The sequence below is a fragment of the Microcoleus sp. D3_18_C4 genome (assembly GCF_036702355.1).
Lineage (GTDB): Bacteria > Cyanobacteriota > Cyanobacteriia > Cyanobacteriales > Microcoleaceae > Microcoleus.
Map to the genome: position 1 here is coordinate 1 of NZ_JAUBTF010000060.1, position 12036 is coordinate 12036.

Here is a 12036-nt window from a genome sequence, read left to right on the forward strand (position 1 = left end):
GCAGCCGATGCAATAGCCGCTAATATCCCAGTAGTCGGTATGGACATCTCAGCAGGAAGCGGCAGTACCTTTGAGACCGCAGTGAAACTGTTAGGCGACGACGGTGCGTACTACGACATCACCTCTGGCAGCTCGAATCTACTCGAAATACCCGATTTGAGGCGTTTTGACAGAGAAGAGCGATCGCGCCGACTAGACCAATGGAAAGAGTTTATCAGAAAAGCGCTGACTATTATCAGCATGGGCAAAGTCCGCGACCCAAAATTAGCGCAGCGAGTCGATGCCATTTTGCTGCTAACTCTGAAAAAATTTCTGGAAGACCCAGACATTATCGAGCGCTACAATACGGCTTTTGAAAAAGGCTGGAAATCGACCGCGTGGCAAGAAATGCCAACCCTCACAAACCTCCTGAAATTCTGCACAAAAGAGCAACTAAACCTACAAAACTTTACCGACTTCGACCGCATTGCCATCAACCAAATTATCACTCAATGTAACGCCTTACTAGCGTCACCTTTAGGGAAAGCAATTGGCAGACCGAGTACATTTTCACCCGAACCCGCTGTTAAGTTTTTTGCCCTTAGCGGTTTGGGTAACGAACAAGACCAGTATTTAATGGCCATTAACGCCCACGCTGCTTGCATCCGCAACGCACTTTCTCACCCTAAAAGCCTATTTATCGGAGATGAACTTTCGATTTTGTTTAAAAAAGATGGATTTGCTGAAGTAGTAGGCGAACTCTGTGCAGTGGGTAGAAAAAATGGCATTTCAGTGCTCTTGCTATCCCAAGATATCGACAGTATTTGCGATTGTAGTGCGGGAACTATGATTATGCAAAACATGGTGTATCGAATTACCGGAAGATTGACATCAAACGGAGCCACTTCTTGGATAAAAAATTTGGGATATCCGGCTGAAATTATTAGCCAAAATGCCACAGAAGCTTTCCTTCCCCGAGCTGCCGACCTTTATTCCAATTGGCTAATTGAAAAAGGAGGTCGTTTCTGGCAAAGCCGATACTATCCAGGCGAAATGATATTAGCAAGTGTGGCTAACAATCAAGCTGAATTGATGGCTCGTGCGCGAGTGATGGCTCAATATCCCAATACGTTAAAAGGGCAATTGCTAGCACTCAAACAATTTGCCTCTGAATACGTACAAGCTGTTAAAGAAGGACGTTCATTAACCAATATTGGCAAGAATGCAGTCACTGATATCAATGGACACAAATCCCCTCAAGACCTTATTGCTAGCTAGACGGAGAAAAACCGATGAAATCACCGAAATTTCTTGTCAAACTTGCCCTCGGCATTCCTGCAATTTGGCTGAGCTTAATACTAAATTCTGTTGAAGCAAAAGCTCAAACCTATGACAGCAATCCGACTGCAACACAGCTTCCCAGTTTAAACAATCCATCGGGCAGCACTTTCAACCGCTCCAGCTTCACAGTGCCCAATCAACAAATAGAAAGCCAAATTCAAAAATCAGCTAATAACTTCTTGAACAACCAGAAAGAAATAGGAGGTATAGAAAACACAATTAGCGACATAACAGGCGAAATTTCAGATACCATCTCCACCATCTCCGACAGCATCTCAGGCATCTGGGACAATTTGTTAAACAAAGTAGAAAAATTCAGCAGTGAAATAGAGTCCACCCTCTCTTCATTCCTGGGAGAATTGAAAGTTCCAGACCTAAAAGAAGCAGTTAAAAGCATAATGGACGGCAACACCTCCGAAAGCGAAGGGACAAAACTATCCGCTGCTTTAGAGAAGAGACCGCAAGATTCTTACAGCCTCAAAGAGAATACCGCAGAACTCGCAGAAAGAGAAAGTGCTGTCAGTGAAGCCAATAAAGCCACTCTCAGTAAAGAAGCTCAACAAAAGCAAGCTCAGATGAAAGAAATTGTCCAGCAGAACGTAGAGCAAACTAATCGCGAGAGCCAAAATTCAATGGAATTGGGTGCTGATTCAGAAGGTCAAGATGTCACCCAGAACATTATGAGAAACATATCTCAACAAAGTGCGCTCGCAGCTCAACAAGCAGCCTTATCAGCAGAAAATCAAAGTGCCTTAGTCATGCAGGGCCAGCAAGCTCAAATTGACCGCAGTCTTGCCAACATTCTCAACGCTCAACAAGCTGAAGAACTCAACGAAATTAACACAGCCCAGAGAAGGCAGGATGCTGCGGCTGCTACCGCTTCTTCTACTCAAGCTGGATTGTTTCAAATGCCGGGAGGCATCGCTCTAGGGGCAAACGAAGACTGAAATCACAGCAAGGAGATACCGCAATGTTTATACAATTTATTGCCCAAACTAGCACAGCAGGACAAGCCCTGGACACTCTCTCTGATGCCATAGAAGTCTCTCAAAAAACTATCGAATCGTGGAATTTAGTTTGGTTTAACACCTTCAATACTCAAGAATCCTCTCTCTGGATTGCCTTAGTTAAACTAGGACTAATTCTGGCCGGAATGTCTGTTACTTACCTCGCTGTCACCACCGGGAAAGAAATCATCGAAAAACAGTCTTGGTCAGAGTTAGTAGCCATGTTTATCTGGCCGCTTGTGATTGTAGTATTTCTCAGTAACAACGGCAAAGTCTTAGCTGAAAGCATCAAATTTATTAAAGCTGTAGGTAGCACTCAAGTTCAGGAAATTATGAAGATTCAAGTCGGAGAAATGACCTTCAGAACTGCCCTGAGCGACGTTAACCTCACCAGTGCTGGCAAAGAAGAGATTGAGAAACTCTATAGCGAATGCCAGGGCAAAGTTGGAGAGGCTTTAGTCCAATGCTGGAACAGCAAAAAAGAGCCTGCTCAACAAATTCTCCAGGCAGCCGAACAGCAAAATGGAGGACCTCTCAAAAGCTTGCAGCGATTTGTCGAAAACTTAGGCAATGTTGCCAATCTTCAAGATATAGGAAATGGCGATTTTGCAGGGCAAGTTTTTAGGTCTACTATCTTACCTATCATTCGCTTAATTCTTAGATCGGTACAGTGGGCATTTGTCAACATTTTAGAAGCAGCATTGTTGCTAACAGCTTTATTCGGACCGATGGCAATGGGTTTATCACTATTGCCGCTGCAAGGAAAACCCATCTGGGCTTGGTTAATCGGATTTATGTCATTATTTGGAGTGCAATTAGGCTACAACATCGTCGTTGGATTAGTCGCTGTAGTGATTGTCAAGTCCGATGCAGAGTTAGTTACAGATATCGCCTTTTTATTCTTTTTAGCTGTGTTTTCTCCTACTCTTGCTGTGTTAATTGCCAAGGGTGGAGGAACCGCTTTGTACAGTGCGATCGCTAATAGCACCAAACAGCTTACAGATATTGCCAGTAACGCGATTGGTCTTGTTGCCGGAAAACTCCTTTAGGACTGAATTCGTCCACCCAAATTTGTTCAAATTTACCACTACTCAACCTGAGAATTTATGAATGTCAAATTCAAGCAATCACAACCCTTACTCCCTGAATCTAAAAACACCTTAGCCTTGTGCTTTGTTCTACTAACAAGCTTTGTTTTTCTCCTGACAATTACTGTTTTAGTGAATACAGTCAGTTTGAGATCTTTATCTCAAAAAAAAGTTACCTTTGTCCAGTTAAAAGACGGAACCGCAGCCCGAATTGCAGAACAAGATGAGTTTTACAGAGAGCCTAAAACTATCCAAACTTTCGTGTCAAGTTGGGTGAATTTAACCTGGGCTTGGTCAGGCAAAATACCCGGCACAAATGACCCCGACCCCGGCATTAAAGTTAAAGGCAGTACCAAAGTTCCTACAACTGCTTGGATGGGTTCATTGATGATGGAGTCAGAGTTTGGAAAAGCTTCCCTTGTCGAACTTGCCCCACTCGTTCCTAACACCATCTATTCAGGAAAAACCCGCTCTGGAGTCTATATCTCTCACATAGGAGAACCCAGAGAAATAAAAAGAGGAGTTTGGGAAATAGATGTAATTGCTACTCGCGTAGTGCTAGAGCAAGGCATTGGAGAAAGCCGAGAACAGTTTAATCGAACCTTCACCATCAAAGCCGTAGAAATTCCCAAATCCCCTCTCCAAGAAAACGCTAATGAATTAGAGAAGACTATTCACTCTTTGAGAGCAGCCGGATTAGAAATTTCCCGAATTGTTGAATTTAAACCTTAGAGGGGGAAGGGGAAGGAGTACCGCCCCTACAGAAACCGATTTGTTTGTATTTCACTTACCTGACAAGTGCTGTATATGAACTTCAAGCGGTTGTATTTAACAACAAAGAAGTCGTGATTTTCGGCTCTTTCCCACTCACAGAAAAGCCAATCATTTGTTAATTAACCATCGTAATAAGCAACAACCGAGGTAGCCATGAGTAATAGACAAGAATCTTCAAACAATTCTCATCCAACAAAGTTGACAGCAGCAGAATTTGAGCAAAAGAATTCACTCCCTCTTGATAGCGAAAGTATCCTTAATAACGATAGTAGCAAGATGTCAGAAGATAACTTTTCCCCTTCCCCTTCCCCCTCGCAAGATGATATTGACGAGAACTTCATTGCTAACTTTGACCCCAATGCACCCCTAACATTGGAAACTCAATATCAACTTGCTCAAGATGAGGAAAGACCACTGCCCCCGCCTGTTTCCGAAAGAGGCGTTCCTAGAGCAGTGACAATGCTGCTGTTGACTGGTGGAATACTATTGCTAGGACTGCTGATTTGGCAATTTATCAAGCCTAAATCACCTCGCGAACCTATCGCACAATCAACACCAAAAGAAAGCTCTTCTGGCACCATTAAAGATGAAAAACCGGAGTTGCTGGCTAAATTAGCTTACCAAGACCAACAAAAACTGTTAGCCGAAAAACCGCAAAAAACCGCAAAACCCAAAACAGAACCGTCGCCCAAACCGTCAAGAGCCCCGCGAACTCCTCGAACTCCGCGTCCAGTCGCTACCCGGAGCGCTGCACCGCCACCTACTCCTCTACGCGAACCCCTACCCGCACCCAGAACAGTAGTGCGGACGGTAACACTACCCGCACCCATACCTCAAAGAGTACCCTCAAGAACACCCGCACCGGCCCCCATACTCAAACCGTTAATACCCCCACCTTTAATTCCAACTCCAACAGAAGAAAAAATCGACCCGTTTGAGCGGTGGAACCAACTCGCCCAACTCGGACAAATTAGGGGAAATTTTGACCCTAACCGAATAGCGAATGCCGTGAGTGCAACACCGGACACTCCAGCGACAACAAGTGCTACCGCCACCGCTAGTACGAACCCAACTCCAACAACTGAATTCCTAACAGTCAATATCGGCAACCAAAAGTCGCAATCCTCATACGTTTCTTTGGAGCAAATCCCAGAAAAACTATATAGCCACCCAAATAACGCCAGCGGGGAAAGGCTACACCCGGAGTTTCCTTATGGAGAGGACAGCCTCGAAACCACCGACAACTCCCAAAACCCCACTAACCAATTAACTCCGGCTTCCTTTTCCCCCCAAACAAGTTCCGATTCTACTGATAACTCAATCGACACGGAGGCTCGACTGAGCGCTCGTCCAACGTCCTTGCCCGATACAGAATTTCAAACCCTTTCCCCAGAAGCTGCTCCAGAGGCTTCTGCCTTAACAAATTCCCCAACCCTAGAACAAGTAAATTCCCCAGGGGCAAAAGGCATTCTCAACCGCACGCCCCAAACAGCTCAGGTTCCCCTTGGAACCACAGCCAACGGCGTAGTTTCGGTTCCCCTGCTGTGGGATGAAGGCTCAGGCAAACAGCTTTACGACAAATTTGCCGTCACCCTCACAGCCGACTTCACGGCAACTGACGGCTCTATTGCTTTTCCTGCCGGCACGGTTGTCATTGCCAAAGCCAGCAACGTCAGCAAAACCAATCGCATGGTACAAGCTACTGCTGTGGCGCTCGTCTACTCTGATAGAAACGGTCAGATTAAACAGCAGCCCATTCCAGAAGGCGCAATTTTGATTGCAGGAGAGGGCGGACAGCCGCTGATTGCTTCAGGCTACTTCGACCCTGGTTCAGATATTGCCGGACAGGATATCCTCACCGCAGTGCTGTCGGGAGTTGGACGAGTCGGTCAAGTGTTCGCAGAGCCTAAAGTCAGGAGCTCTAGCAATATTAGCGGTAGGTTTGGGAGCCGTACAACCACCGTTGAAAGTCGAGACCCCCAAATTTGGTCAGCCGTCCTCGATGGCTTCTTCAGCCCCCTAGCAAAACGGATGGAAAGCCGCTCAGATAGAGCAACTGAAGAACTTTTAAACCGCCCTAATGTAGCTGTGATTAACAAGGGAACCCCGGTTTCTATTACTGTTAACAGCTTTCTCAACATTTACCGATAACCAAACCGTTGGTAAACGGTTAAGTCGCCCCAACGCGACTGCGGCGATTAGTAAAGGAAATCCCCGTTTCTACTGTCAACAATTTTCTCAACATCAACGAATAACTGCCATGACGAATCGCATCCAATCCCCAAGAATGCTTTCCCTCGGAGGGCTTTTGTTCACAGCAGTGTTCGCTACTGCAAGCTACCCCGACTGTGCTTTTGCTCAATCAAGAGCAACAGGCTATCAAACTGTGGGTCGAGACATTGCCGTCAATAGTGCGATCGATATTTTAGTCTATCCCGGTCGCGCGAGTACGATCGACTTCAGCTCAACCGATGAAGCTGTCGCCTACGTTTTAATTGCCGACCCCTCAAAAATAGTTTTCAGCACCGACGCACAGTTGGCAAGCAGCCAAGCCAAAACTGTTTTCTTGCGTCCCATTCAAGCGCTCAATTTTCCGGGAGCTACCACAGCTACCATCACTAACCTTTCAATCAAAACTGTAGATTCAAAAGGGAAACAGCGACTTTACAACTTCAACATCGTTCCTACCAACAAAGAACCAGAACACTTAGGAATTCGCATCGCTCCCGTCACCCCAAGAATGTCGCCGATTGTGAACGTTGATAGAGGTCGCGCACCCACAGCATCAGATGTTGAAAAAGGATTGCTAATTGCCATCCAAAAAGGCTACACAGCAGCCAACGACCCAGTAGTCTACAGCGTGCGACAATTTTTAGCTCTGGTAAGAAATCAGAATCTATCGGCGGCCGATGCTGCTGCACGAGCCGGAGTAGACTTGTCTGTGATTGTCGAGCTGAGCCGCATTGCACGAGAAGAATTCAACTACCCTGGAACAAGATTTCAACAGCGACAACCGCCAACAGCCCGAACTACTCGGCTTCTTAAAAGTCGCTCTGCTTTTTGATTGGAGCCGGAGCTGCGGGAATAGGTAACGGGAATGGGGAGTGGGGAGCGGGGGAGAGGGGAGAAAGGGAGAGGGGGAGAGTGGGAGAGGGGGAGAAGTTTGAAAACTTGCAACAACCCGATAAAAACTAGAGGGCTTCAACATCTAACATATACTCACCCAATTGAATAGAAATGAGGGATTATGTAACTGCAATCTACGTGAAAATTCCAACAGCTTGCTGTTTACTGCACACCTATAATCTCCCACTCACCCCCTCTCCCCCTCTCCCCCTCTCCCCACTCCCCATTCCCTACTCCGCCCCCACTCCCCACTCCCTTTTTTCAACCAATGTTCCGCCCAAAAAGCTCAATTCAAAAAAAGTCTGCCCTCCCGCTGCGCGTTGTGCTTACAGTCCCCAACGCTCTCCTAATTTCAACCTTACTAGCTCTAACGGGATGGCTTTCTTTTCAAACAGGGCGGCAGACAATGAATGACTTAGTTGCACAGCTATTGGGAGAAGCAACGAGCCGCATCTCTGACCGTCTTGACAACTACTTAAAAGAAGGGGTTGGGGTTGGGAAAGAAGAAGGGACTTATAAGAAAATGCAAACTGGTTCGGTGAACCAACTTCCCCCAAGTCAAACAGCCGAAGTCACAATCAAACCAAATGGGAAAAGAAATGGGTCAGACTCTCCAAAAACAATATTGCCTCAACAAAAAATAAATCCTGCTTTTTCTACCCCAACCTCAAAATTCAACTTGCACGATTTCCACATCAGCCCTAACTGTCAAGCCTTTATCTTAGACCGTTCGGGACGTTTAGTGGCTCGGAACGAGGTAACTGAACCAAAACCGTCTATTTCTGTTGACGGACGGCAGCGAGAAAGCACTCAAGCTCTGCAACAAAAAGTAATCCAGCTTTCAACAGAGTATTTGCTTAAACATTATGGCAGCCTCGCTGCTATTAACAGCAGCCACAATCTTAACTTTACTGCCAGCAACTCACTATACTTGCTGCAAGTCAGACCTTTTAAAAACTCGAAAGGCTTAAATTGGCTGATTGTGGCAGTTGTACCCGAAACCGACTTCACCCAAAAAGTTCAGGCCAACACCCGCAACACTATTTTGCTCGTGCTGCTGGCTTTGGTTCTTTCTATCTGCCTTTTGCTGTCCATTTCCCTAAGAATAGAACAGCGGCTGCTGCGGTTAATTTCGGCAACAGAGGCGATAGCTGGTGGCGACTTCGACTCAACAGTTTCAGGTAGCGGTATTGCCGAACTCGAAGCCCTAGCCTGTGCTTTCGAGCGCATGAATTGTCAGTTAAAAGCATCTCGCCAGCGGTTAGAAGAATATTCTGGCGATTTAAAGCGGCAAGTTGCACAGAAAACAAAGGAACTAAAACAAGCTCTAATTGCAGCCGAAAGTGCCAATCGCGCTAAAAGTACCTTTCTGGCCAATATGAGCCACGAATTGAGAACGCCTCTGAATGCGATTATCGGCTTTGCCCACCTCCTTGTGAACTCTAAAAAAACTGCACCGGAACAGCAGTCGAGTTTAGATATTATCAATCGCAGTGGCGAGCATTTGTTGAAACTAATCAACGATATTTTGTCGCTGTCCAAAATTGAAGCAGGTCAAATCACCCTCGAAGAAACTGCTGTTGACTTGTACAGTTTGCTCTCGGACATAGAAGGGATGTTCCAACTCAAAGCTCAGTCGTCGGGATTGCAACTTGTTTTTGAACTCCGGAATGATGTACCGCAATACGTCCGAACTGATGAAAGCAAGCTGCGCCAAGTTTTGATTAATCTGTTGGGCAATGCTGTTAAATTTACTGAGGCGGGTAGGGTGAAGCTGACTGTAAAATGCCTTCAGTCTATGGCTAAAAAACCTTTACCCAAATTCTTTCTCCAATTCTCTGTGAAGGATACAGGCCCAGGCATTGCGCCTGATGAGGTTAGCCGTTTGTTTAAGCCGTTCGTGCAAGCTTCTGCTGGCAGAAAATCGCAAACGGGAACGGGTTTGGGATTGCCTATCAGTAACTCTTTTGTGAAGCTGATGGGTGGTGAAATTAAGGTCAAAAGTTCTGTGGGGAAAGGAACGGTTTTTAGTTTTTACGTTAAAGTCAGTCATGCTACTGAGAGCGAAGTTTATGACAGACTGCCGCAAAAACGAGTGAAGGGGTTGGCACCTAACCAACAAATGTATCGCATTCTGGTAGCGGACGATGAGTCGGCAAATCGGTTGCTGCTAACTCAGATATTGAAGTCGGCTGGCTTTCTTGTGTGGTTCGCGGATAACGGAACCCTGGCTGTTAAATTGTGGCGAAAGTACAAGCCGCATTTAATTTGGATGGATTTGAGGATGCCTGTTCTAGACGGCTTTCAAGCTGCTCAAAAAATTCGAGCACGGCCGAACGGTTCTAAGACTAAGATTATTGCTTTGAGCGCTAATGCTTTTGTTAAAACCCAGGAACTCGCCATGTCGAACGGCTTCGATGACTTTGTTGCCAAACCGTTCCGAGAAACAGTAATTTTTGAGAAGATGGCGCTTCATTTGGGTGTTCGCTATATCTATGAAGAGGAGCCGCCGAGTAAGTCCGAACAGGATGAGCCTGTTGTGCAACTGACTCCTGAGTCGCTATCTGTGTTGCCGAGGGAGTTGATTGAGAAGCTTTATAAAGCAGCCGCTTGTGGAGACGAGCAAGCGGTAAGGCTGTTGATTGAGCGAATTCCCCTGTCGCAGAAGCCTCTTGCTGTGGCTCTGACTAAATTAGTTGATAATATGAGCTTAGATATTATCAGCGATTTGACCGAGAAGTTAATTGCCAAGAAGCGTTGATAGCTCCCCAACCGATAGCGACTTGTCATCAACACCTCGAACCTTATACAGCTAAATATAGATCCGGTGTAGGTTATGACACAAGTTCAATAGCAATCGACTACAGCCTTTCCGGAGTACGGAAAATTGGCATCTTCAACTGGCACAATCATTCATCAGCTAGAAGTGCTTCCATCTGTTCGAGAAGTTTCTCTAAAACTTGCTGTTTTTCAGGACTGTCCCACAACTTCGCTTTTTGCAAGCGACTTGACGCTTGTTTAATTCGCTCCTTGAGCGAGTCCTGACTCCCGGATGGACGGGTGGCTTTGATTCGCTCAGCAATTTGACTCAGAGATAATTTCTCCTCTATAGCAGCTTTTAGCAGCGCTCTTCTGGCGGACACATCCTTGACGCGAGCGATCGCTGTGGCTTTAGTGTATTCAATCTCGCCGCGGCGCAGGGCGTCCAGTACCTCAGTCGGCAACTTTAGCAAAGGCAGCCTCGAGCTAGCGAAGGATTCCCAACTCATTAACCCTAAAGAATCAAACAGGGACTTAACCTCTTCCCCAGACTGACTACCCAAAACGTTTTGGGTAACTTTCCCTTTCGCCTCGTTTTGCATTCGGTAGAGGAGTGAAATCGTTTCTTCCACCGCCACGTTCAGTTTCAAACTGAGAAGTTGCAAGATGCCTTCTGTTTCTTCTACCGGATTTAAGTCTTCGCGGTGCAAATTTTCAATCAGCGACAAGGCAAGAGCTTCTTCATCAGTCAGCTTTCTAATAACAACAGGCACTTCGGCAAGTCCTAGTTTTTGGGCGGCTCGGTAGCGGCGCTCCCCTGCAACTAACTCATACTCGCCGCCCGGCCTCGGGCGCACTAACAAAGGCTCTAAAATACCGTGTTCTTTAATAGAAAGTACCAATTGCTCTAACTTGTCCGGATCGAAGTAGCGCCTGGGCTGCTGGGGGGGCAAGTGGATTGCTGTTACCGCCAGGGCTTTTTGCGTTGCAGCTTCAGGAGCAACCTCCCCGAGTAAAGCAGCTACGCCTCTTAATTTGCTCGTATAAGGTTGGTCTTTTTTGCTAATACTCATGGTAGTTTTTCCAAACATTTAACTATCTTTTTCATTGCAGCAACGGCCGGGTGTTTGGGGTTAGACAGAGCCAGGGGAAGCCTCGCTTCAGAAGCATCGGGAAAAGCGATGGTTCTGGGAATTGGTTCCAAGACAGCAGCGAGAGGGGAAAGCTGCTCGAGCATGGCTTTATAAGTCCGCGTCTCTTGAGCTGTGCGACCGTCGTACATGGTAGGAATAAAGCCTGCGATCGCCAGGTGGCGGTTGGCAGCTTTGCGAAGTCCCGCCACCGTATTCAGGAGCAAGTCCGTACCCTGAAACGCCTTGAATTGAGTTTGAATCGGAACTAAAACGTGAGTAGCAGCAACCAAGCTAATAACGCTCAGAATTCCCAGACTTGGGGGACAGTCTATCAAAATAAAGTCATAGTCATCCAATATGGGAGCCAAGGCTTCTTTCAAGCGCATCTCTCGCATCAGGGCGGATACCAGTTCGAGTTCAGCAGCGCTTAAATTAATATTAGAGGGAGCGACGTGCATCCCGTGAATGGGTCCTTTTATGGGCAGCGGTTCCTCCCCCACCACAGCTTCGTAGACAGTGTGGGTCAACTCTACTGGGTCAAGTCCCAAAAAAGTTGTCAGAGAAGCTTGAGGGTCCATATCAACCAAAAGCACGCGGTGCTTGCGCTCTTGCAGGTGATAGCCCAAATTCATAGTTAGAGTCGTTTTCGCAACTCCTCCGGACTGGTTAAATAAAGCAACGATCCGGGTCATCTTTTGTACCTCCAATAAAGTTGTATCCTGAACAATGCAGCCGGAGTTAACCCACCAGAGTGTAGCGTCTGATGAAGTCAGATTAGCTCAATCCGTGACAATCCCTCAAGACAAAAGTGCTTGCAAATTACTCCAA

At 46.4% G+C, this 12036-nt stretch carries 8 protein-coding genes and 1 pseudogene; 7 read left to right on the forward strand and 2 right to left on the reverse strand.

Going from position 1 to position 12036, the window contains the following annotated elements; genetic code table 11:
• From QUA90_RS24115 to QUA90_RS24145, 7 genes and pseudogenes are all read left to right on the forward strand, one after another.
• A pseudogene (locus QUA90_RS24115) lies at nt 1-1257 on the forward strand (hypothetical protein); the annotation flags it as partial.
• A 14-nt stretch (nt 1258-1271) separates the two neighbouring features.
• The gene (locus QUA90_RS24120; protein ID WP_333448148.1) at nt 1272-2267 is read left to right on the forward strand and encodes a hypothetical protein; all 996 of its coding nucleotides are present in this window, start codon (nt 1272-1274) and stop codon (nt 2265-2267) included.
• A 23-nt stretch (nt 2268-2290) separates the two neighbouring features.
• On the forward strand, nt 2291-3376 hold the full coding sequence (locus QUA90_RS24125; RefSeq protein WP_333054920.1) for a hypothetical protein: 1086 nt from the start codon (nt 2291-2293) through the stop codon (nt 3374-3376).
• Nucleotides 3377-3562: 186 nt separating this feature from the next.
• A complete protein-coding gene (locus tag QUA90_RS24130) occupies nt 3563-4147 on the forward strand; it encodes a hypothetical protein (RefSeq protein ID WP_333448149.1) in 585 nt (194 codons plus the stop codon).
• 195 nt (nt 4148-4342) lie between these two features.
• A complete protein-coding gene (locus tag QUA90_RS24135; protein ID WP_333448150.1) occupies nt 4343-6340 on the forward strand; it encodes a hypothetical protein in 1998 nt (665 codons plus the stop codon).
• Between the two features lie 109 nt (nt 6341-6449).
• Entirely contained in the window at nt 6450-7253 is an 804-nt protein-coding gene (locus QUA90_RS24140) for a hypothetical protein (RefSeq protein ID WP_333448151.1), read from the forward strand.
• Nucleotides 7254-7721: 468 nt separating this feature from the next.
• Nucleotides 7722-10076 carry an ATP-binding protein gene (locus tag QUA90_RS24145; protein ID WP_333448152.1) on the forward strand — a complete coding sequence of 785 codons (2355 nt, stop codon included), beginning with the start codon at nt 7722-7724 and terminating at the stop codon, nt 10074-10076.
• Between the two features lie 148 nt (nt 10077-10224).
• Here the strand turns inward: QUA90_RS24145 and QUA90_RS24150 are convergent, their stop codons facing one another.
• Both QUA90_RS24150 and QUA90_RS24155 read right to left on the reverse strand, forming a co-directional pair.
• Complete coding sequence (locus QUA90_RS24150; protein ID WP_333314157.1) at nt 10225-11148, reverse strand: ParB/RepB/Spo0J family partition protein; 924 nt, start codon at nt 11146-11148, stop codon at nt 10225-10227.
• Nucleotides 11145-11900 (reverse strand): ParA family protein, encoded by a 756-nt coding sequence (locus tag QUA90_RS24155; protein ID WP_333314159.1) that lies wholly within the window; start codon nt 11898-11900, stop codon nt 11145-11147. The genes QUA90_RS24150 and QUA90_RS24155 overlap by 4 nt, the downstream gene beginning before the upstream one ends.
• Between the last annotated feature and the right edge of the window lie 136 nt (nt 11901-12036).

Bases quoted from the DNA above. Each gene is read 5' to 3' on its own strand.
- QUA90_RS24120 (WP_333448148.1), top strand. From the start codon at position 1,272: ATGAAATCACCGAAATTTCTTGTCAAACTTGCCCTCGGCATTCCTGCA.
- QUA90_RS24125 (WP_333054920.1), top strand. From the start codon at position 2,291: ATGTTTATACAATTTATTGCCCAAACTAGCACAGCAGGACAAGCCCTG.
- QUA90_RS24135 (WP_333448150.1), top strand. From the start codon at position 4,343: ATGAGTAATAGACAAGAATCTTCAAACAATTCTCATCCAACAAAGTTG.
- QUA90_RS24140 (WP_333448151.1), top strand. From the start codon at position 6,450: ATGACGAATCGCATCCAATCCCCAAGAATGCTTTCCCTCGGAGGGCTT.
- QUA90_RS24145 (WP_333448152.1), top strand. From the start codon at position 7,722: ATGAATGACTTAGTTGCACAGCTATTGGGAGAAGCAACGAGCCGCATC.
- QUA90_RS24150 (WP_333314157.1), bottom strand. From the start codon at position 11,148: ATGAGTATTAGCAAAAAAGACCAACCTTATACGAGCAAATTAAGAGGC.
- QUA90_RS24155 (WP_333314159.1), bottom strand. From the start codon at position 11,900: ATGACCCGGATCGTTGCTTTATTTAACCAGTCCGGAGGAGTTGCGAAA.